Raw genomic sequence first — 22,254 nt, 5'->3', positions numbered from 1 at the left:
AAGATGGGGGCTGGCGAGGGCGGGATCAACCGGCAGCGCCTGTAGGGTCAGTGGATGGCCTCGCCGTGCTGGGTATAGTCCAGCCCCTCGACCTCTTCGTCCTTGGTGACGCGCAGACCCGTGGTGAACTTGCAGATCATCAGGACGACGAAGGTGCCCGCCGCGCTCCAGGCGATGACGCCGACCAGGCCCACGGCCTGTTTCCACACGGTCGCCCCCTCCGACAGGGCGTTGACGGTCGTGGTGGCGAAGACGCCGGTCAGCAGGGCGCCGACGATGCCGCCCACGCCGTGCACGCCAAACGCGTCCAGACTGTCGTCGTACTTCAGCGCGTGCTTCAGCCAGACCGCGCCCGCATAGCAGGCCGGACCGCCGATCAGGCCGATGAAGAAGGCGCCCTTGGGATCGACGAAACCGGCGGCGGGGGTGATGGCGACCAGACCGCCGACGACGCCCGACAGCAGGCCCAAGAGGGTCGGGCGCTTGCGATCGAACCATTCGAGGGTCATCCAGCCTAGGGCTGCGCTGCCGGCGGCCAGAATGGTGTTGAAGGCGGCGGTGGCGGCCAGCGCATCCGCCGCGCCCGCCGATCCGGCGTTGAAGCCCAGCCAGCCGACGAGCAGCAGGCCGGTGCCGATGGCGCTATAGACCAGGTTGGCGGGGGCCATGTTGTCGCGCCCGAAGCCGTGACGCGGCCCCAGCACCAGGGCGCAAACCAGGCCGGCGATCCCGGCGTTGACGTGGACGACCGCGCCGCCCGCGAAGTCGAGCACGCCCAGCCCGCCCAGATAGCCGCCGCCCCAGACCTGATGACAGATCGGCGCATAAACGATCAGGTGCCACAGGGCGAAGAACAGCAGGCTGGCCGAGAACTTCATCCGCTCGGCGAAGGCGCCGGCGATCAGGGCCGGGGTGATGATGGCGAAGGTCATCTGGAAGGCGACGAACAGCAGTTCGGGCAGGCCGGGCAGCAGGCTGTGGGCCGTCTGGGCCGTGACGCCGTTCAGGAAGGCCGCCTGCAACCCGCCGATGAAGCCGTTGACCGCCTCCGGTCCCTTGCCGAACGAAAGGCTGTAGCCGACCAGGAACCACAACACCGAGACGATGGCGAAGGCGGCCGCCGACTGGGCGACGACGCTGATGATGTTCTTCTTCCGGACCATGCCGCCGTAGAACAGGGCCAGGCCCGGCAGGGTCATCAGCAGCACCAGCGCCGTCGAGGTCAGGATCCAGGCCGTCGCCGCCGTGTCGATGACCAGGGGCGCCTGATGCGCCAGCAGGGCCGGGGCCGCCCAGGCCGGTGAGGCGAAGGCCGCCGCCCCGGCGACGAGCGTGACGGCAAGGGCGGCGGATCGGGTCATGGCGGCTTTCTGGGGCAGGCGGTTCGGTGTCAGGCAGAGGTCTTCAGGCGTTCCGTGCGAGCGACAATGTCGGTCAGGGGCACGATGCGGACGAAGCGGTTCAGGCTGTTGTCCCAATCGGCCAGCAGACGCCGCGCCAGGGGTGAAGCTGTCGCCGCCAGATGGGCCTCGATCAGGCCCTTCAGTCGATCGGCCGCCTGTGCGTCAATGTCGGTCGCGCCCGCCAGGTCGCCGTTCAGGGCGCGTTCGGCATGGCCTGGCTGGTCCAGCACGAACAGCTCGCCGCCGCTCATGCCCGCCGCCAGGTTCCAGCCGACCGAACCCAGGACGACCACGCGCCCGCCCGTCATATATTCGCAGCCGTGCGCGCCCAGACCCTCGACCACGGCCTCGGCGCCCGAGTTCCTGACCGCGAACCGCTCGCCCGCCGCGCCGGCGACGAACAGACGGCCGGAGGTCGCGCCATACAGGGTGGTGTTGCCGCAGATCAGCTGATCCTCGCGCCATTCCGGCGTGCGGATGGAGATTTCGGCGCCCGACAAGCCCTTGCCGACATAGTCGTTGGCCTCGCCGGTCAGATGCAGTTCCAGACCCTTGGCCGCAAAGGCGCCGAAGCTCTGGCCCGCGATGCCTTCCAGCCGCAGCTTAAGACGGCCCGCCGGGCCTTTCGCGCCGAAGCGGCGCACGATGGCCGAGGACAGGGCCGCGCCGACCGTGCGCTGGGTGTTGTTCAGCGGATAGGACAGCTCCAGCGTCTGGCCGCGATCCAGGAAGCGCACGGCGTCCTTCAGCACGGCGGCGTCCAGACTGTCGGCGATGGGCTTGCGGGTGGTCTTGTCGGCCCATCTGCCGGCCGCGCCCTCGTCCACCTGAACCAGCAGCGGGTTCAGGTCCAGGTCGTCCAGGTGCGAGCCGCCGCGACGGACCTGACGCAGCAGGTCGGTGCGGCCGATGATCTCGTCCATCGTGCGCGCGCCGATGGAGGCTAGGATCTCGCGCGTCTCCTCGGCGATGAAGGTGAACAGGTTCACGACCTTGTCGGGCGTGCCGGTGAACTTCTCGCGCAGCCGCTCGTCCTGAGAGCAGACGCCGACGGGGCAGGTGTTGGAATGGCACTGGCGCACCATCAGACAGCCCATGGCGATCAGGGCGGCGGTGCCGACGCCATATTCCTCGGCGCCCAGCATGGCGGCGATGACCACGTCGCGGCCGGTGCGGACCCCGCCGTCGGTCCTCAGCGTGACCGAGCCGCGCAGATTGTTCAGCGTCAGCACCTGATGGGCCTCGGCCAGGCCGATCTCCCACGGCAGGCCGGCGTGCTTGATCGAGGTCTGGGCCGAGGCGCCGGTGCCGCCGTTGTGGCCGGCGATCAGAATGGCGTCGGCGTTGGCCTTGGCCACGCCCGAGGCGATGGCGCCGATGCCCGAAGCGGACACCAGTTTCACCGTCACCCGTGCATCGGGGTTGATGGCCTTCAGGTCGTAGATGAGCTGGGCCAGATCCTCGATCGAATAGATGTCGTGGTGCGGGGGCGGCGAGATCAGGGTCGTGCCGGGCACGGCGTGGCGCATCCGGGCGATGAATTCCGTGACCTTGAAGCCGGGCAGCTGGCCGCCCTCGCCGGGCTTGGCGCCTTGCGCGACCTTGATTTCGATCTCGCGGCACTGGTTCAGATATTCGGCCGTGACGCCGAACCGGCCCGAGGCGACTTGCTTGACCGCCGAGTTGGCGTCGTCGCCGTTGGAGCGCGGGTGATAGCGTTCGGGATCCTCGCCGCCCTCGCCCGAGACCGAGCGGGCGCCGATGCGGTTCATGGCGATGTTCAAGGTCTCGTGCGCCTCGGGGCCCAGGGCGCCCAGGGACATGGCCTGGGTCAGGAAGCGGCGGCGGATGTCCGATACGCTCTCGACCTGGTCCAGCGGAATGGGCGCGCCTTCGCGGAAGTCCAGCAGATCGCGCAGGGACAGGTCTGCCTGGGCGCGAACGACCTCGGAGAACTGCTTGAAGCGGCGATAGTCGCCCCGGTTGCAGGCATCCTGCAGCAGGTGGATGGTCCTGGCCTCGTGGGCGTGGGCCTCGCCGCCCGAACGGATCTTGAAGAAGCCGCCGATGGCGGGCGACGGCACAGCCTCGCCCCAGGCGATCCGGTGCCGCTTCATCGCCGCCTGCTCCAGACCGGCCAGACCGATGCCGGAGATGCGCGACGGGGCGCCGGGGAAGAATTCGGCGGTCAGCGCCCGCGACAGACCCAGCACCTCGAACTCGCAGCCGCCGCGATAGGCGGAGATGACACTGATCCCCTTGCGAGCCAGGGTCTTCAGCAGGCCCGCCTCGATGCCGGCCTTGTAGTTCAGACAGGCGTCGCGCAGCGTCAGGCCGGGATAAAGGCCCCGGTCCAGACGCTCCTGGAACAGGTCCTGGGCCAGCCAGGCGTTGACGGTCGTTGCGCCGACCCCGACCAGGACCGCAAACCCGTGCGGGTCCAGCGTCTCGGCGGTGCGGACCACGATTGAGCAGTAGGAGCGCAGGCCCGCCTTGGTCAGGCGGCCGTGGACCCCGGCGGTGGCCAGGATCATCGGCGCGGCCAGACGATCCGCCGATCCGGCCTGGTCGGTCAGCACGATCAGGGCGGCGCCGTCGCGCGCGGCCGCTTCGGCCTCGTCCATGATGCGGTCCAGCGCGGCGCGCAGGGCCGCGCCCGGGCGGGCGTCTTCGGACGGCAGGGCGTAGCTGCAGTCGATGACCACGGTCGAACCGGCGCCGACCGTGTCGATCATCCGCTCGTACATGCCGTTGGTCAGGACCGGGCTGTCCAGCACGAAGACGTCGGTCTGGGCCTCTTCCTCGGCCAGGATGTTGCCCAGGTTCTTGAACCGAGTCTTCAGGCTCATGGCGCCCGCTTCGCGCAGCGGGTCGATGGGCGGGTTGGTGACCTGGCTGAAGTTCTGGCGGAAATAGTGGCTCAGCGGGCGGGGCAGGGCCGACAGCACGGCGGGCGGGGCGTCGTCGCCCATCGAGCCGACCGCCTCCTTGCCATCGCGCACCAGGGCGTCCAGCAGCAGATCCAGATCCTCGCGGCTGTAGCCGGCGGCGATTTGGCGACGGGTCAGGGCCTCGCCCGAGGCCGAGCGCGGCTCCGGTCCGGGGCCGATGATCGGCTCCAGATCGACCATATTGTCCAGCCACGCCTCATAGGGGTGGGCGGCGGCCAGGGCGTCGACGGCCTCATGCTCGTCGTACAGACGGCCGTGCTTCATATCGACGGCGATCAGCTTGCCGGGGCCGATGTGCAGGCGGCGCTTCACCCGGCTCTCGGGGATCGGCACCAGACCGGCTTCCGAGCCCGCCATTAGCAGGCCGTCCACGGTTTCGACCGCGCGCAGGGGACGCAGGCCGTTGCGGTCCTTGCCCGCCACGATCCAGCGGCCGTCGGCGGCGCAGATGGCGGCCGGGCCGTCCCACGGCTCCATCACCGCATTGCAATAGGCGTAGAAGGCCCGGTGTTCGGCGGGCATGACCACGTCGTCCTTGGCCCAGGCCTCGGGGATCAGCAGGGCCTTGGCCATCGGCGCGGGGCGACCGGCGTGGACCAGCACCTCCATGACATTGTCCAGGGCCGCCGAGTCCGATCCGCCCGGCTGGACCACCGGCTTGACCTCGCCGTCGCGGTCGCCGAAGGCGCCGGCCGCCATGCGGATCTCGTGCGACTTCATCCAGTTCAGATTGCCCTTCAGCGTGTTGATCTCGCCGTTGTGGGCCATCATTCGGAAGGGCTGAGCGAGCTTCCATTCGGGGAAGGTGTTGGTCGAATAACGCTGGTGGAAGACCGCGTAGGCCGAGACGAAGCGCGGGTCCTCCAGGTCGGGATACAGTTCGCCCAGCAGCTCGGCCCGGACCATCCCCTTGTAGGCGATGGAGCGCGCGGACAGGGTGCAGATATAGACGCCGGCCAGGTTCTCGGTCTTGACCGTCTTTTCGATACGGCGGCGGCACAGATACAGTTCGCGCTCCAGCGCCTCGCCGTCCAGCGGCTGTCCGGCGTCGTCGAGCGGCGGGGCCAGCATGATCTGTTCGATCTCGGGCCGGGTCGCCCCGGCCTTGGTCCCCACGACCGACAGGTCGATCGGCGTCTGGCGCCAGCCATAGATCCAGAAGCCGGCGCGCAGGGCCTCAGTCTCGACGATGGCGCGGGCGCGGTCCTGGGCGCCCAGGTCGGTGCGCGGCAAGAAGACCTGGCCGACGCAGATGGGCCCAGGACGCAGGGACTGGCCGATGGAGGCCACCTGTTCGGCGAAGAAGCCTTGGGGCAGTTCGGCCATGATGCCGGCGCCGTCGCCCGACAGGCCGTCGGGATCGACCGCGCCCCGGTGGGCCACGGCCTTCAGGCTGCGGATCGCATATTCGACCACGTCGCGGCGGGGGGTGCCGTCGATGGAGCAGACCAGGCCTACGCCGCAGGCGTCGCGTTCCGAGCTGCGGTCATAGGCGTTGCCGGCTTCCAGCCGGTTACGGGTTGTTTCGTATTGGTTCAGCCAGTCACCCTTTTGGGGCGCTATCGGCCCTTGGCCTGCATGAGCGCTCATGCCGCGACCTCCTCGGTGCGGGTCTTGAAGTAGCGGTCGATCTCGGCGGCGGCGTCCTGGCCTTCGCGCACGGCCCAGACGACCAGGGAGGCGCCGCGCACCGCGTCGCCGGCGGCGAAGACGCCGGGCAGGCTGGTGGCGAAACTGACCGAGCCAACCTTGATCGTGCCGTCGTCACGCAGGCGCAAGTTCGGCTCATGCGCCGCGAACGGCTCGGGCGAGAAGCCCAGGGCCTCAATGACGATGTCGGCGGGCACGTCGAAGTCGGCGCCGGGGACGGGGACGATGTCGCGACGCTGGCCGGGAGCCGCCTCGGTCAGTTGCATCCGCGCAGCGCGGACGCCCGTGACCCGATCGCCTTGTGACAGCAGGGCCTTGGGCGCAGCCAGCCATTCGAAGACGACGCCCTCTTCCTCGGCGTTGACGACCTCGCGGGCCGAGCCCGGCATGTTCTCCCGGTCGCGTCGATACAGGCAGGTGACGCTGGCCGCGCCCTGTCGGACGGCGGTGCGGACGCAGTCCATGGCCGTGTCGCCGCCGCCGATCACGACGACCCGCTTGCCGCGCGCCTCGTGCCAGCCGTCCTGTTCAGCGTCGCCCAGGTCGCGGCGGTTCTGATGGGTCAGATAGGACAGGGCCGCGACGGTCGAATCCGGCCCGCGACCCGGCGCAGACAGGATGCGCGGCTGATAGACGCCCATGGCCAGCAGGACGACGTCGTGGCGGTCGCGCAGCTCCGTCAGGGTTACGTCCTTGCCGACCTCGCAGCGCAGGACGAACTGGACGCCGCCGTCGATCAGCCGGTCCACGCGGCGCTGGACGACGTGCTTTTCCAGCTTGAAGCCGGGGATGCCGTAGATCAGCAGGCCGCCGGCCCGGTCGTGGCGGTCATAGATCGTGACCTGATAGCCCTCGCAGCGCAGGCGGTCGGCGGCGGCCAGACCGGCCGGGCCGGCGCCGACGATCCCCACGGTTTCGCCGCGTTCGGCCGCCGGGCGGATCGGCTCGACCCAGCCGTTGGCGAAGGCCTGGTCGCCCAGCCAGGCCTCGACCGAGCCGATGGTCACGGCGTCCCAGCCGGACTGGTTCAAGGTGCAGGACCCTTCGCACAGTCGGTCCTGCGGGCAGATGCGGCCGCAGATTTCGGGTATGGTCGAGGTCAGTGACGCGACGCGCCAGGCCTCGCGCGGCTCGTTCTCGGCCGACAGACGCAGCCAGTCTGGGATGTTGTTCTGAAGCGGGCAGGCGTTCTGGCAGAAGGGCACGCCGCAGTCGGTGCAGCGCGAAGCCTGTTTTTCGGCGGTCTCAGTGGACGGCGGAATCGTGATCTCGCCGAAACCGCGCGCGCGCAGTTCGGCCGAGGCCTTGGACAGGCGGCGAGGTTCGACGACGAATGTCCCGCCTTGCTTCAGGGTCTTATGCATATCTCGCATATGCCGCAAACAAGGTGTTTGAGGCAAATATTATTGCCGCGAGGCGTTCTCGGCTGAACAAAAAGAATAAATCATCCAATCCGGCGCGTTTCGTCGTCAAAAGTTGCTGATGATCGCCGTTTGCGCCGCAACAGGATTTTGTTCCAGAGGTGCGACAATAGGAACCGGCGTAGCCTCAAGGCGTTGCGAAGGCTGATTTCAGCCGATGACAGAGAGCGTGACCATGCCCCGATGGACAACCCCGACCGGCCTGGGGGGATGGCTGACGTTGCTGCTCGGGGTGCTGCTGGCCGTGATCGGTCTCGTGCTGACGGTGGGCGGCGTTCAGCTCGCGATGCTGGGCGGCTCCTGGTATTATCTGATTGCAGGCCTGGCGCTGATCGTGTCGGGCCTTTTGCTTGTTTATCGCGACGTTCGGGGGGCTTGGGTCTATGGCGCAGTCTTCGTCGCCACGGTGATCTGGGCACTATGGGAGAAAGGCCTGAACGGCTGGGCCATGATTCCCCGCCTGGTCGGGCCCCTGGTGCTGATGTTCCTGGTGTTGGCGACGCTGCCTGTGCTGCGCTCGCGCGGCGGCGGCAAAACGGCGGGCCTCGGCGCGCTCGGATTGGCGGTCCTGACAGTCGTGTTCGGCCTGGTGGTCGGTCAGATCAACGCGCCTGGCGTCGACAGCCCGGTGCCCGGCGCGCGCGGACCGTTCGGCGATCCGGCCCTGATCAAGGCCGGCATGGACTGGCCCGCCTATGGGGGATCGGACGCGGCCCAGCGCTATTCGCCGCTCAACCAGATCAATAAGACCAACGTCGGCCAGCTGCAGCGTGCCTGGACCTTCCGCACCGGCGACTTGCCCGGCGAACGGTTCGGCGCCGAAACGACGCCGCTGAAGATCGCCGACACCGTCTATCTCTGCTCAGGTCGCAACAAGATGTTCGCCCTGGACGCCAATACCGGCCGGCAGAAGTGGGCCTATGATCCCAGGGTGGCGGACGAGCAGATCCCCTACACCGCCGCCTGCCGCGGCGTGACCTATTACGCCGCGCCCAACGTCGATCAGGCCCAGCCCTGCGCGACGCGCATCATCGAAGGTACGCTGGACGGCCGGATCATCGCGGTCGATGCGCGCACCGGCGTGCCTTGCCCGGCCTTCGGAACAAACGGCGCCGTCAGCATCAAGGAAGGGATGGGCAATCCCTATCCCGGCATGGTGTCGATCACCTCGCCGCCCGTCGTTGTGCGCGGCGTCATCGTCACGGGCCATCAGGTGCTGGACGGTCAAAAGCGCTGGAACGCCTCGGGCGTGATCCAGGGCTACGACGTCGTCACCGGTCAGCTGCGCTTCGCCTGGGACATGATGCGTCCCGACATCACCACCGCCCCGCCAGCCGGTCAGACCTACACGCCGGGCACCCCGAACATGTGGACGACGGCGACGGGCGACGAAGCCCTGGGCCTGGTCTATCTGCCGATGGGCAACTCGGCCGCCGACTACTATTCGTCGCTGCGCCGGCCGCAGGAGAACCAGTATTCCAGCGCCCTGGTCGCGCTGGACGTCACGACGGGCAAGCCGCGCTGGAGCTATCAGACCGTGCGCCGCGACGTCTGGGACTATGACCTGGGTTCACAGGTGACGCTGGTCGACATGCCGACCGCAGGGGGCGTGACGCCGGCGGTGATCCTGCCGTCCAAGCGCGGCGAAATCTTCGTGCTGGATCGCCGCACGGGCCAGCCCCTGCACGGCGTTCAGGATCGTCCGGCCCCGCGCGGCGGCGTCGAACCGGCCCAGCGCGCGGCGACCCAGCCCTATTCGCTGTTCAACACCCTGGCCAAGCCCGACCTGCGCGAAGTCGACATGTGGGGCATGTCGCCGATCGATCAGATGATCTGCCGCATCCAGTTCAAGAAGGCGTCGTATCAGGGCCAGTTCACGCCCCCGACCGCCGACCGTCGCTTCATCGAATATCCGGGCTACAACGGCGGTTCGGACTGGGGCAGCGTGGCGCTGGATCCGCGTCGCGGCGTGATCATCGCCAACTATAACGACATGCCCAACTACAACCGTCTGGTGCCGCGCGCCGAGGCGAACAAGCGGGGCTGGTTCCCGCGCGACGACCCTCGCTATCAGGCCGAGACGACGGGAGAAGGCGCCAAGGCCGAGGGCGCGGGCGATCCGCAGATGGGCGTGCCCTATGCGATCGACGTCAACGCCGGCTGGCGGATGCCCTTCACCGGCCTGCTGTGCAAGGAGCCTCCGTACGGCGGCATCCGGGCCATCGACGTGCAAAGCGGCAAGACCCTGTGGGATCGTCCGTTCGGCACGGCGCGCAAGAACGGCCCGTTCGGCATCCCATCGATGCTGCCGCTGGAAATCGGCACGCCGAACAACGGCGGATCGGTGGTCACGGCGGGCGGCCTGATCTTCATCGCCGCCGCGACCGACGACCTGATCCGCGCCATCGACATCGAGACGGGCAAGACCGTCTGGTCCGATGTCCTGCCCGCCGGCGGGCAGGCGAACCCGATGATCTACGAGCAGAACGGCCGCCAGTATCTGGTGATCGTCGCCGCCGGCCATCACTTCATGGAAACGCCGGAGGGCGATTACGTCATCGCCTATGCGCTGCCGCAGCGCGGCTGAGACCACGCACCAATCTCCCTCCCCCGCGGGGGAGGGTGGTCGCGTCAGCGACCGGGTGGGGGAGGCTCGGAAACGAGCCGTCTTCTCTCATTCAGCGGGATATCGCCTGCCGCCCCCACTCGGCCTCGCCTTCGTCTCAGCCGCCCTCCCCGAACGGGGAGGGAGAACGTGCGCGACCTACGGCCTGATCTGGCCCTGGCCACGCACGACGTATTTGTAGGTGGTCAGCTGCTCGGCCCCGACCGGGCCCCGGGCGTGGAGGCGGTTGGTGGAGATGCCGATTTCGCCGCCGAAGCCGAACTCGCCGCCGTCGGCGAACTGGGTCGATGCGTTGATCAGGACGATGGCGCTGTCGACCTTGGCGGCGAACCGTTCGGCGGCGGCCGTGTCGGTGGTGACGATGGCCTCGGTATGGCCCGAACCGTAGCAGGCGATGTGGCCGGTGGCGGCGTTTAGATCCTCGACGATGCGGACGGCGAGGATGGGGGCCAGATATTCGGTGGTCCAGTCGGCCTCGGTCGCGGGCGTCATGGCGGGGACCAGAGCGCGGGCGTCGGCGTCGCCGCGCAGTTCGCAACCGGCGGCGATCAGGTCGGCGGCGACGGGCGGCAGCAGGCGCCGGGCCGCCGCCCGGTCCACCAGCAGGGTCTCGGTCGCGCCGCAGACCGAGACGCGGCGCATCTTGGCGTTCAGGACGATGGCGCGGGCGACCTCCAGATCGGCGGCATGGTGCAGATAGGTGTGGTTCAGCCCTTCCAGATGGCTGAGCACCGCCGTCCTGGCCTCGGCCTGGACGCGGGCGACTAGGCTCTTGCCGCCGCGTGGGACGATGACGTCGATGGCGCCGTCCAGCCCGGTCAGCATCAGGCCGACGGCCTCGCGGTCCGGGGTGTCGATCAGTTGCACCGCATCGGCGGGCAGGCCGGCCTCGGCCAGAGCTTCCGCGATCAGGGCGGCGATGGCCAGCGACGACTGCAGACAGTCCGAGCCGCAGCGCAGGATGGCGGCATTGCCCGAGCGGATGCACAGCGCGGCGGCGTCGGCTGTGACGTTGGGGCGGCTCTCGTAGATCACGCCCAGCACGCCGATCGGGGTGCGGACACGGGCGATGTCCAGCCCGTTGGCGGGGGTCCAGCGTTCGGTCTCGACGCCCAGCGGATCGGGCACGGCGGCGATGGTCGCCACCGCCTCGGCCATGCCGGCGATGCGGGCGGGGCTTAACGACAGCCGATCGATCAGGGCCTCGGTCATGCCGTTCAGGCGGGCGGCCTCCACATCGCGGGCGTTGGCGGCGAGCAGGGCGGGTTCGGCGGCCGTCAGTTTTGCGGACAGGATTTCCAGCGCGCGGGTGCGGGCGGCGGCGGGAGCTTCGCGCAGGAGCACGGCTGCGGTGCGGGCGCGCTGGCCCAGGTCCAGCATTCGGGTCTTCAGATCGGTCATCGGTCGTCCAGCACCATGTCGTCGCGGTGGATCAGCACCGAGGCCCCGCGATAGCCCAGCAGGGTCTCGATCTCGTCCGAGCGGCGGCCGCGAAGGCGCGCGGCCTCGTCGGCGGCGTAGGCGGCCAGGCCCACGCCGACGGCGCGACCGTCCGGGTCGATCAGGCGCACGCAGTCGCCCTTTTCGAAGCCGCCGGACACGCCCGTGACCCCGGCCGGCAGCAGGCTCTTGCCCGCCTTCAGCGCCGTGACCGCCCCGGCGTCCAGCGTTAGGGTTCCAGTTGGCGACAGGCTGCCGGCGATCCACTGCTTATAGGCGGCCATCGGCCCGTCGGGGGCGGCGATCAGGGTGGCACGCGCGCCGTCGCGGATGGCGCTGAGCGGCGACAGGGTCTGGCCCGAGGCGATGATGGTGGCGCAACCGGCCGAACGCGCGATCTGGGCCGCCGCCAGCTTGGTCGCCATGCCGCCCGTGCCCACGCCCGCATCGGCGTTGGCGCCGCCGCCCATGGCCAGGATATCGAGGCTGAGCGTCTCGATCAGGGGCAGGTGGGCGGCGCTCGGATCGCGGCGCGGATCGGCGGTATAGAGGCCGTCCACGTCCGACAGCAGGATCAGCAGGTCGGCCCGCGCCAACTGGGCCGTGCGTGCCGCCAGCCGGTCGTTGTCGCCGTAACGGATTTCCTCGGTCGCCACCGTGTCGTTTTCGTTGACGATGGGGATGACGCCGTGGGTCAACAGGGCCTCGACGGTCGCGCGGGCGTTCAGCCACCGCCGACGGCGTTCGGTGTCGTCGCGTGTCAGCAGAACCTGGCCCGCGATCAGGCCGTGCGGGTCCAAGGCCGCTGACCAGGCGGCCATCAGCAGCGACTGTCCAACCGAGGCCGCCGCCTGCTTGTCCTCCAGCCGTGCGCCCAGCGCGGGCAACCGGCCCCGGCCCAGGGCGATCGAGCCGGACGAGACGACGATGACCTCGCGCCCCTCGGCCTTCAGCGCCGCCAGATCCGAGGCGACGGCGGCCAGCCAGTCGCGCGTCGGCTGGCGCGTGGCCGCGTCGATCAGCAGGGAGGATCCGATCTTGACCACGACCCGCCGGGCGGCGCCCAGCGCCGACGCAGCGTTCGGGCCGACGGGGAGGGCGGCGCGCTGGGACATGAAGCTTTCTCTAACGCCACGGTTCGGGCTTGTCTCTTGCCGTGTCTCGCCGCAATGCAGACGGATGATGGAATCCCTTTCCCCCATCGCCGCAGGCGGTCTGGGCAGTCTGGCGGCGGGCATGATGACGGCGGTGGGCGCCGTGCCGCTGCTGTTTTTCCGCAAGGCGGGGGTGCAGACCCAGAGCGCGCTGCTGGGTTTCGCCGCCGGGGTCATGCTGGCGGCCTCCTTTTTCTCGCTTATCATTCCGGGCGTGGACGTGCTGCAGGCGGGCGGGGCCAGCCAGGCGGCGGCGGCCGGCGTCATGGGGGCGGCGGTGCTGATCGGGGCGACGGTGATCGGACTGATGAACCGGTTCGCGCCGGTAGACATGCTGGCCATCGGGCCGGCGGGATCGCGCGACCTGTCGCGGCGCATCTGGCTGTTCATCATGGCCATCACCCTGCACAACTTCCCCGAGGGCGCGGCGGTGGGCGTCAGCTTCGGCGGCGGCGACATGCATCAAGGGCTGTCCACGGCGCTCGGCATCGGCATCCAGAACATGCCCGAGGGTCTGGCGGTGTCGGCGGCGATGGCGACCCTGGGATACGGCCGCTGGCCGGCGTTCGCTGCGGCCCTGGCTTCGGGCCTGGTCGAGCCGGTCGGCGGCCTGATCGGCGCCAGCGTGGTCGATCTCTTGCCCGGCGCCCTGCCGTGGGGGCTGGGCCTGGCGGCCGGAGCCATGATCTATGTCGTCACCGCCGAGATCATTCCCGAGACCCGCGAGAAGTCCAAGGGCGAGGGGTCGATGATCGGCCTGATGATCGGCCTGGTCGGAATGATGTTCCTGGACATCGCCCTGGGATGACGCGGGCGAAACGCGGCGTGACCGCGCAGCGGGGCGTTACATCGATTTACATGGCGGGCGGGGGTTGAAGCCGTCGGGGCCGAGAGGCTAGGCCTCTCGCTTCGCTGCTCGATTGTCCCTCGAAAGGAGCGCCAGCCTAAATGACGCGACCTCTCAAGCCTGCGGCTTCCCGTAGAAATTTCTTGTCTGGCCTGGGGCTTTTGGCCCTGATGGGCGCCGGAGTGTTCCCCATGCCTGTATCCGCCCAAGCGTCCCGCACCGTCGCCCGTCACCGCCAGAAGATCGAGGATCTGATCGCGGCCATGACGGTCGAGGAGAAGGCGGGCCAGCTGAACCTGCTAGCCGATCCGTTCCGCTGGATGCCGACGGCGGTGAACCCGCTGGACGGCACGGGTGATCCCGCGCGCGTCACCGCCCTGATCCGCGAAGGCAAGGTCGGCAGCCTGTTCAACGGCATCGGCGCCGAGGCGGGCCGCCGCATCCAGCGCGTGGCGATGGAGGAGAGCCGGCTGAAAATCCCGCTGCTGTTCGCAGCGGACGTGATCCACGGTCTGTCGACCATCTTCCCCGTGCCTCTGGCCGAGGCGGCGGCCTTCGACACCGAATTGGCGCGGCGCACGGCGCGGGCCGCGGCGGTCGAGACGGCGGCCTCGGCCGTTCACCAGACCTACGCCCCCATGGTGGACGTGGCGCGCGACCAGCGTTGGGGCCGCAACGTCGAGGGCGCCGGCGAGGACGTTCTGCTGAACAACCTGCTGGCCGCCGCCCGCGTGCGCGGCTTCCAGGGCGAAAAGGGTCTGGACGACCGTGACGCGGTCCTGGCCACCGCCAAACACATGGCCGCCTATTCCGCCGCCGTCGGCGGGGTCGAATACAACACCACCGACATGAGCGAGCAGACGCTGCGCGGGGTCTTCCTGCCGCCGTTCAAGGCCTCGGTGGACGCCGGCGCCCTGTCGATCATGAGCGCCTTCAACGACGTCAACGGCGTGCCGGCGTCGGGCAGCCGAAAACTGCTCACCGACATCCTGCGCGGCGAATGGGGTTTCGAGGGCTTCGTCGTCTCCGACTACACCTCCGAGCAGGAGCTGGTGGCCCACGGCTTCGCCGAGGACGGCCGCGACGCCGCCCGCCTGGCCTTCAACGCCGGGGTCGATGTGTCGATGGTGTCGGGTCTGTATCTGGAACATCTGCCCAGCCTCGTCGCCTCGGGCGAGGTGTCGATGGCGCGGCTGGACGAGGCGGTGCGCCGCGTCCTGAACACCAAGGCGGCGCTGGGCCTGTTCGACGACCCCTATCGCGGCACCGATCCGGTGCGTGAAAAGGCGGTGGTCGGCTCGCGCGAGCACGTCGAGCTGTCGCGCGAGGCGGGCCGCAAGTCGGTCGTACTGCTGAAGAACGATAACGGCCTGCTGCCGTTGAAGAAGAGCCAGAAGATCGCCCTGGTCGGCCCGTTCGCCGACGACGTGGACAATGTCTGGGGGCCGTGGACCATCTGGGGCGCGCCCGAGCGGCGCGTGTCGCTGGAGGCCGGCTTCCGCGCGGCCATGAGCGATCCGCAGAACCTGACCCTCGCACGCGGTTCGGGCGTCGAGACGCCGCTGGACGGCGGGATCGAGCAGGCCGTCGCGGCCGCCCGCGACGCCGAGGTCATCGTCCTGGCCATCGGCGAAGCGACCAACATGTCGGGCGAGGCCCAGTCGCGCACCGAGATCGTGGTGCCCGCCCCGCAGGTCGCCCTGGTCGACGCCATGGCGGCGCTGGGCAAGCCCATGGTCATCCTGCTGAGGAACGGCCGGGCGCTTGCGCTGGAAGGCAATGTGAAGAACGCCCAGGCCATCGTCGTGACCTGGTTCCTGGGCGAACAGATGGGCCATGCCGTCGCCGACGTCCTGTTCGGCGATCACGGCCCGTCCGCGCGCCTGCCGGTCAGCTTCCCGCACAAGTCAGGCCAGCAGCCCTATTCCTACGACCGCAAGACCACCGGCCGCCCGGCCAATCCCGATCTGGCGAGCGAGGAATACAAGGCCCGCTATCGCGAGACGACCAATACGGCGCTGTATCCCTTCGGCTATGGCCTGACCTATGGCGCGATCAGCTATGGGCCGGTCGAGATGGAGAGCGACAAGCTGGCCTGGGCCGGCACGCTGGATCTGGCCGTGACCGTGACCAACACCGGGTCGCATCCGGCCGAGGAACTGGTGCAGCTCTATATCCACGACCGGGTCGCCAGCCTGACCCAGCCGGGCCGATTGCTGAAGGACTTCAAGCGCGTGCCGCTGAAACCGGGGCAAAGCGCCAAGGTGACCTTCACCCTGAACGCCCGCCAACTGGGCTTCATCGGCGCGGACGAGACCTGGCGCATCGAGCCCGGTCTGTTCGACGTCTGGCTGGCGCCGCACGCCCAGGGCGGGGCCAAGGCGACGTTCCAGCTGATCGGTCCGGCGTCGATCACCGACGGGCGGTGACGCGCGCCACGTTGACGGGGCAGGCGGCAGGGCTTAACGACGCCGCCGTTTGCCTTCGGCCTTCGTATCGGCCGGATTCGATTTTAGGAGCGCGCCCATGACGACGAAGATTCTTCCGGGCGCCACCGGCGTTCTCGCGCTCGCAGACGGCACGATCCTGCAGGGCGTCGGCGTGGGCGCCGTCGGCTCGGCCCTGGGCGAGGTGGTCTTCAACACCGCCATGACCGGCTATCAGGAAATCCTGACCGACCCGTCCTACATGAGCCAGATCCTGGCCTTCACCTTCCCGCACGTCGGCAATGTGGGGACCAATGTCGAAGACATCGAGCAGATGGGCGGCGCGTCCGACACCTCGGCGCGCGGCGCCATCTTCCGCGACGTTCCGACCGATCCGGCCAACTATCGCTCGGACGCCAGTTTCGACGACTGGATGAAGCGGCGCGGCGTCGTGGGTCTGGCCGGGGTCGACACCCGCGCCCTGACCAAGATCATCCGCGACAAGGGCGCGCCCCACGCCGTCATCGCCCACGACCCGGACGGAAACTTCGACCTGGAGGCCTTGGTCGCTCAGGCGCGCGGCTGGACCGGCCTGGTCGGTCTGGACCTGGCCAAGCCCGCCTCGACGCTGCAGGCGTTCGAATGGAACGAGGGTCTGTGGAACTGGCCGGAAGGGCACCCGAAGACCGAAGGCCGCAAGGACGTGGTGGTCATCGATTACGGCGTGAAGCGCAACATCCTGCGTGCCCTGGCCTCGACCGGCGCGCGCATCACCGTGGTCCCGGCGACGACGACGGCGGACGAGGTTCTGGCCCGCAATCCCGACGGCGTGGTCCTGTCGAACGGACCGGGCGATCCGGCCGCGACGGGCGAGTACGCTGTGCCTGAAATCCAGAAACTGGTCGCCAGCGGCAAGCCGCTGATGGGCATCTGCCTGGGCCACCAGATGCTGGCCCTGGCCCTGGGCGCCAAGACGGTGAAGATGGATCAGGGCCACCACGGCGCCAACCATCCGGTCAAGGATCTGACCACCGGCAAGGTCGAGATCGTGTCGATGAACCACGGCTTCACCGTCGATCGCGACAGCCTGCCCGACGCCGTGACCGAGACCCACGTCAGCCTGTTCGACGGCACCAACTGCGGCATCGCGGTCAAGGACAAGCCGATCTTCAGCGTCCAGCACCACCCCGAGGCCTCGCCCGGACCGACCGACAGCCTTTATCTGTTCGACCGGTTCGCCGATCTTATGGGCGATCGCTGACGCCATGAAGTTGATGTCATGAGACGGGGGGCGGTTCGGTCGGACTATTTGGACTGGCTGGCCGAGGCGTTCGAGGTCGGTCGCCGGTTTACGCCCCTGCCGGACGGCGATGTCGTCGTCGGTTATGCGACGGGATACGACGCGGCCGACATCGCGCCCTTCGTCCTGTCGCTGCGGGCCGTGTTCGACGGTCCGGTGGCCCTGGTGGTCGACGCCGAACCGGCTCTGCGCGCCTTTCTGGCCGAGCATCGGGTGACCGCCGTCGATGCGCCGGGCTGGCGCGGATGGGCGCCGCATCCGGTGATGCAGCGGTTCGTGGCCTTCGCCGGTTTGATGGGCGAGCGGCCCGGCGCGGCCCTGGCCTGCGACGTGCGCGACGTGATCTTTCAGGCGCCGCCCTTCGATCCGGCGCCCGAGGGGCTTGAGGCCTATGTCGAGGCCGAGACGCCGCTGGCCGATCACGCCTTCAACATGAAGTATCTGCGCGCCCTGTTCGGCGAGGCGCAGGCGCGGCAGCTGGCCGACAAGGCCTGTCTGTGCGTCGGCACGATCGTCGGGCCGCGCGCCGAGGTTTCGCGCCTTTCCCGGCTGATCCTGTCGCTGGCGGCGACGCCGCGCTCCGAGATCGGCGGGGCGTTCGGCGCCGATCAGGCGGCCTTCAACATGGCGATCCATCAGGGTCTGACGGCGATGAGCGTGCGCCCCAACTACGGGCGCGTGGCGACCCTGGGCCTGACGCCCGGCGAAACGCTGAAGTTCGAAGGGGGCAAGGTCGTCAATCCCGACGCCAGCATCAGCCCCATCGTCCATCAGCATGATCGCCATCCGCATCTTGAAGCGCCGGTCCATTCGCTGTGGGGTGGCGGGCTGGAGCTGCGTCGGCGGGTAAGGCGCAAGTCGGCGGGGCAGAAGTTCGAAAAGCTGAAAGCCTCGCTGCGCCGCCGGATGCCCGAACTGCGCTGAGCTGGCCGTGCCAGACCCAGGCGCTCGCGACGATGGAGGCCAGGTCCGACTGGCGTGGCGCAAAGCCCAACTCCTGACGCGCCAGAGTGATGTCTGACACAAGATGCGGCGGGTCGCCCGCGCGGCGAGATCCGGCTGCGTCGGGCAGGCGAAGGCCGCTGTGGTTCGTGATCGCGTCCAGCACCTGCCGAACCGAATGGCCGCGACCTGCGCCCAGATTACAGGCGAAGAATCCGTGCCGGTCTCTGAGCAGCTGGCCTAAAGCGGCGATATGGCCCTGAGCCAGGTCGCAGACGTGGATATAGTCGCGCACCGCCGTGCCGTCGGGCGTCGGATAGTCGGTCCCATGAACGGCGAAGTCGTCGATCCAGCCGCGCAAGGCCATCATGGCGCGCGGGATCAGATGGGTCTCGACCGGCCGATCTTCGCCGATCAGGCCTGACGCCGAGGCGCCGCTGGCATTGAAATAACGTAGCGCGACGACGTTCAGCCCATGCGCGGCGCTGGCGTCCGACAGGATCTGTTCGCAGCCTAGTTTGGAACGGCCATAGGGGGTGATGGGCGCCAGCGGCGTCGCCTCGGTGATCGGATCGCCGCCGGGATCGCCATAGACGGCGCAGGTACTGGAAAAGACCAGCCGGTTCACGCCCGCCGCATGCATCCCGCCCAACAGGCCGAACAAGCCCCCGACATTGTTGCGGTAGTAGTCCAGCGGCGCGCGCACCGATTCCGGGACCACGGACGAGCCGGCGAAATGCATGGCGGCGCAGATGTCGTGGGCGATCAGGGTGTGGCGCACCTTGTCGGCATCCCAGACATCGCCCTCGACCAGCGGTCCCCAGCGCACGAAACGGCGACGGCCGGTCGACAGGTTGTCATAGGTGACGGGCCGATAGCCGGCAGCCGCCAGGGCCTCGCACACATGGGCGCCGATATAGCCCGCGCCGCCCGTGACCAGGATCGCCTTCGCAGATGTCAGCGCCGATCCGACTTCGCCCATCCGCACTTGTCGGATACCGAGGATCGGTAAATCAACCCCAAATCACTGCCATGGGTATTCAGGGGTGTGCAGCGACTGTCAGGGGATCGGCGAGAAGCTGCGTTCTTCGCGCAGGGCGCTGGCTTTCCGGACGGCGATCGGTGCGGCATGCAGCCAGTAGTCGGCGTCTTCGAGACGCTGCTCCCGGCGGCGCTCCAGTCCACGCAGGCGGCGCAGGGCTGCGTTCTGGAGAAGGCGCGCATGCAGGGCGCGGGGCGACAATTCGGCGATGGCGGGAGAGCCGGGGACGGCGACGGCGTCGGGGCCTTTGGGCTCCACCGCCGGGCGGGCGATGGCGATAAACATGAGGGTCTCGGTGCAGGAGGGAGAGGCGCTTCTGCGCCGAGCTAACGATGGGTTAACCACAGTCCCTGTGGATAGTTCCTGAGTGCGTCCGAAAAAAGTCCGTGAATCGAAAGACTTACTGCCCGTTTCCGGACAAAATGGTTACCAAAATCTTAATCCGGGATCGGAGCGTTCGCTCGACGATGTTCGGGAAGGGCGCTGCAAAGGCGCCGCCGGTGGCAGTCCCTAGGGGAGTCGAACCCCTCTTTTCAGGTTGAAAACCTGACGTCCTAACCGATAGACGAAGGGACCGCGGCCGGGGCGGCGCATTTGCCCCGGTTCGGCCTCTCCTGCAAGCAAAAAGTTACGCGGCCGCGGCGGTTGCGGGCACGAGGGCGTCCAGCGCCGGGAACAGGTCGGCGATCAAATCCTCGACATGCTCCAGACCCACCGACAGGCGCACCAAACCATCGCCGATGCCGGCCGTGGCGCGCTGTTCCGGCGTCATGGCGGCGTGGGTCATGGTGGCCGGGTGGGCGATCAGGCTTTCAACGCCGCCCAGCGATTCCGCCAGAGTGAAGATCTCCAGCGTCTCGACCAGATCGCGCACGGCGTCCGTGCCGCCTTGCAGTTCGAAGCTGAGCATGGCGCCGGGGCCGGCCTGCTGGGCCGCGACCAGGGCATGGTTGGGGTGCGACTTCAGGCCCGGATAGTGGACGGCCTTGACCGCCGGGTGGGCGGCCAGCTTTTCGGCGATCTTGCCCGCCGTGGCCTGTTGCCGCTCGATACGCGCGAACAGGGTGCGCACGCCGCGAAGGGTCAGATAGGCGTCGAAGGGCGAGCCGGTAACGCCGGTGCAGTTGGCCCACCAGGCCAGGGTCTGGTGATCCTCGGCGTCGGCCGAGATGACGGCGCCGCCGACCACGTCGGAATGGCCGTTGATGAACTTGGTCGTTGAGTGGACTACGAAGTCGGCGCCCAGCTTGATCGGGTTCTGCAGCGCCGGCGACAGGAAGGTGTTGTCGCAGACAACCTTGGCGCCCGCCGCATGGGCGCGGGTGCAGATGTCGGCGACATCGACCAGACGCAGCAGCGGATTGGAGGGGGTCTCGACCAGCACCAGCTTGGGCTTCAGCGCCAGGGCGGCCTCGAAGGCGACGGGATCGCCCTGATCGACCAGCAGCAGTTCGAAATGCCCCTTCTTCGCGCGGGCGTTCAGCAGGCGACAGGTGCCGCCGTAGCAGTCGTGCGGCGCGATCAGCAAATCGCCCGGCTCCAGCAGAGTCAGGGGCAGGTCGACCGCCGCCATACCGGTGGCGGTGATGACGCAGCCCGCGCCGCCTTCCAGCTCGGTCAGGGTCTCGGCTAGCACGTCGCGGGTCGGATTGCCCGAACGGCTGTAGTCGTACTTCCGCTTCTGATCGAAGCCGGCGAAGGAATAGTTGGACGACAGATACAGCGGCGGCATGACCGCGCCGTGGGCCGTATCCGTATCCACGCCCGTGCGGGCGGCGATGGTGTGCGGATTGGCGGGACGGGAAGTCATGCTTTGATATCCTTCAAGGCGGCGCGGAGGATATCGCCGACGAAGGCGTCCTCCTTCAGAAAGGCGTCGTGGCCATAGAGCGAGGGCGCCTCGACGAAGCGCCACAGAGTCGGCAACCGCGCGGCCAGTTCGCGGATGTCGTCGATCGGCACCAGCCGGTCGGAGGTGAAGCCAATCAGGGTGACGGGGGTTGTGATGGCCTCGGGCGTTACGCTGTGGCGGTCCAGGGAATCGGACATCGACAGCCAGCGGGCCGGGGTGGTGTGGGTCCGGTAGGCCTGGCCCCGCGCCGTCAGATAGTCGCAGACGGGATAGGCGCCGCCGACCGCCGCGGGCGCGGTGGTGTCGAAGCGATCGTCGAACTCCTCGGCCGTGCGATAGGTGGTCATGGCCAGTTCGCGGGCCAGGGCGACGCCCTCCTCGGGACGGCCGGCGGCGACGGCGAACTGCAGGATGCGGCGCTGAATGCCGCGCCAGGCGGTGGCCTGGGGATGGGCGCGATGGGCGGCCGACACGATGATCAGCTGCTCGGCCCAGTCGGGGAACAGTTCGGCGAAGGCCAGGCCGACCATGCCGCCGTACGAGCAGCCGACGAAGGCGGCGACGCGCTCGATCTTCAGATGGTTCAGCACCAGGGCCAGCAGGCGGGCCTGATCCTGGGTGGTGATGGTGACGGCCTTGTCCAGGAACTCGGCGCCGGGGGCGAAATCGACGGCCAGAACTTGCAGGCGGCTCAGATCGATGGGCCCGCGCACCGAAACGGCGCCCGACCACCAGCCCAGGCCGTTGGTCTCCGTCCGGTGGACGAAGCGGCCGGCCGAGATGCCGCCGGCGACCACGACGACGGGGGCGCCGATCCGGCCATGCAGGCGGCCGACGATATTGGGCTGGTTCAGCTTTTCGCCCGAGGCGAGGCGGAAGTCGGCGGGAATGGGAACGATGACGTCGCGGGCGCCGCCGCGCTCACGCGTCGGTTCGCGGGCAGGGGTAAGGGCTGTCGCGCGGCGACAGTCAGGGTCTTCGAGCAGGGTGGTTTCGGCCAGAGTCATCGTCGTTCCGCATCGTTCTCGCTCAGCAAGTCTCGATGCGGTGACAGAGCGTGGAGCGTCGTCTCGTCGATGCTCCACTCATCTCTCGCGACCCCGAAGGACCCCGCAGGAGTTGGCACCGTTTCGAGCTGTGAGACCCGATGGTTGCCCCAGCGTCAAAGGGCCTAATCCCTCGGCTGGTCTTGATGAGTGA

13 protein-coding genes, 1 tRNA gene, 1 pseudogene and 1 riboswitch are annotated in these 22,254 nt (G+C 68.7%); of the genes and pseudogenes, 5 read left to right on the top strand and 10 right to left on the bottom strand.

All coding sequences use genetic code 11. The annotated features are described in order from the left end of the window. Positions 1-47 precede the first annotated feature (47 nt). Genes KAK88_RS15245 through KAK88_RS15235 form a run of 3 tightly spaced genes read right to left on the bottom strand, consistent with a single transcriptional unit; the run spans position 48 to position 7,368 of the window. Positions 48-1,361 (bottom strand): ammonium transporter, encoded by a 1,314-nt coding sequence (locus KAK88_RS15245; RefSeq protein WP_277928805.1) that lies wholly within the window; start codon positions 1,359-1,361, stop codon positions 48-50. Between the two features lie 29 nt (positions 1,362-1,390). Next, positions 1,391-5,944: a glutamate synthase large subunit gene (gene gltB, locus KAK88_RS15240; RefSeq protein ID WP_242077278.1), complete on the bottom strand. Its 4,554-nt coding sequence runs from the start codon at positions 5,942-5,944 to the stop codon at positions 1,391-1,393. Further along, positions 5,941-7,368: an NAD(P)-dependent oxidoreductase gene (locus tag KAK88_RS15235; protein WP_242077277.1), complete on the bottom strand. Its 1,428-nt coding sequence runs from the start codon at positions 7,366-7,368 to the stop codon at positions 5,941-5,943. Before KAK88_RS15235 ends, gltB begins: the two co-directional genes overlap by 4 nt. A 232-nt stretch (positions 7,369-7,600) precedes the next feature. On the opposite strand from KAK88_RS15235, the gene KAK88_RS15230 reads away from it, so the two are divergent. Next, positions 7,601-10,012: a membrane-bound PQQ-dependent dehydrogenase, glucose/quinate/shikimate family gene (locus KAK88_RS15230; RefSeq protein ID WP_242077276.1), complete on the top strand. Its 2,412-nt coding sequence runs from the start codon at positions 7,601-7,603 to the stop codon at positions 10,010-10,012. A 177-nt stretch (positions 10,013-10,189) separates the two neighbouring features. Here KAK88_RS15230 and KAK88_RS15225 read toward each other — a convergent pair whose 3' ends face one another. Beyond that, on the bottom strand, positions 10,190-11,452 hold the full coding sequence (locus KAK88_RS15225) for a glutamate-5-semialdehyde dehydrogenase (protein ID WP_242077275.1): 1,263 nt from the start codon (positions 11,450-11,452) through the stop codon (positions 10,190-10,192). After that, positions 11,449-12,606, bottom strand: coding sequence for a glutamate 5-kinase (proB, locus tag KAK88_RS15220; RefSeq protein ID WP_242077274.1), 1,158 nt, complete (start codon positions 12,604-12,606; stop codon positions 11,449-11,451). Before proB ends, KAK88_RS15225 begins: the two co-directional genes overlap by 4 nt. 64 nt (positions 12,607-12,670) lie before the next feature. Between proB and KAK88_RS15215 the strand changes: the two genes are divergently transcribed. The 4 genes from KAK88_RS15215 (at position 12,671) to KAK88_RS15200 (ending at position 18,142) form a co-directional block, all read left to right on the top strand. Beyond that, positions 12,671-13,453 (top strand): ZIP family metal transporter, encoded by a 783-nt coding sequence (locus KAK88_RS15215; protein WP_242077273.1) that lies wholly within the window; start codon positions 12,671-12,673, stop codon positions 13,451-13,453. A 230-nt stretch (positions 13,454-13,683) separates the two neighbouring features. Continuing rightward, positions 13,684-15,921 (top strand): glycoside hydrolase family 3 N-terminal domain-containing protein, encoded by a 2,238-nt coding sequence (locus tag KAK88_RS15210; RefSeq protein ID WP_242077272.1) that lies wholly within the window; start codon positions 13,684-13,686, stop codon positions 15,919-15,921. A 97-nt stretch (positions 15,922-16,018) separates the two neighbouring features. Next, on the top strand, positions 16,019-17,179 hold the full coding sequence (gene carA, locus KAK88_RS15205; RefSeq protein ID WP_242077271.1) for a glutamine-hydrolyzing carbamoyl-phosphate synthase small subunit: 1,161 nt from the start codon (positions 16,019-16,021) through the stop codon (positions 17,177-17,179). Positions 17,180-17,197: 18 nt separating this feature from the next. After that, the gene (locus KAK88_RS15200) at positions 17,198-18,142 is read left to right on the top strand and encodes a hypothetical protein (protein ID WP_242077270.1); all 945 of its coding nucleotides are present in this window, start codon (positions 17,198-17,200) and stop codon (positions 18,140-18,142) included. A 58-nt stretch (positions 18,143-18,200) separates the two neighbouring features. Here KAK88_RS15200 and galE read toward each other — a convergent pair. From galE to metX, 5 genes and pseudogenes are all read right to left on the bottom strand, one after another. Beyond that, a pseudogene (galE, locus tag KAK88_RS15195) lies at positions 18,201-19,142 on the bottom strand (UDP-glucose 4-epimerase GalE); the annotation flags it as partial. A gap of 78 nt (positions 19,143-19,220) precedes the next feature. After that, entirely contained in the window at positions 19,221-19,487 is a 267-nt protein-coding gene (locus KAK88_RS15190; protein WP_039244738.1) for a hypothetical protein, read from the bottom strand. A 216-nt stretch (positions 19,488-19,703) separates the two neighbouring features. After that, positions 19,704-19,778 (bottom strand) — tRNA-Glu (locus tag KAK88_RS15185). Positions 19,779-19,830: 52 nt separating this feature from the next. Next, the gene (gene metB, locus KAK88_RS15180) at positions 19,831-21,012 is read right to left on the bottom strand and encodes a cystathionine gamma-synthase (RefSeq protein WP_242077269.1); all 1,182 of its coding nucleotides are present in this window, start codon (positions 21,010-21,012) and stop codon (positions 19,831-19,833) included. Continuing rightward, positions 21,009-22,061, bottom strand: coding sequence for a homoserine O-succinyltransferase MetX (metX, locus tag KAK88_RS15175; RefSeq protein WP_242077268.1), 1,053 nt, complete (start codon positions 22,059-22,061; stop codon positions 21,009-21,011). The genes metB and metX overlap by 4 nt, the downstream gene beginning before the upstream one ends. Before the next feature lie 75 nt (positions 22,062-22,136). Next, positions 22,137-22,253, bottom strand: a riboswitch (SAM riboswitch). Between the last annotated feature and the right edge of the window lies 1 nt (position 22,254).

It is taken from the genome of Brevundimonas diminuta, from assembly GCF_022654015.1.
Taxonomy (GTDB): Bacteria; Pseudomonadota; Alphaproteobacteria; order Caulobacterales; family Caulobacteraceae; genus Brevundimonas; species Brevundimonas diminuta_C.
This window is presented reverse-complemented; position numbering and strand designations above follow the sequence as displayed.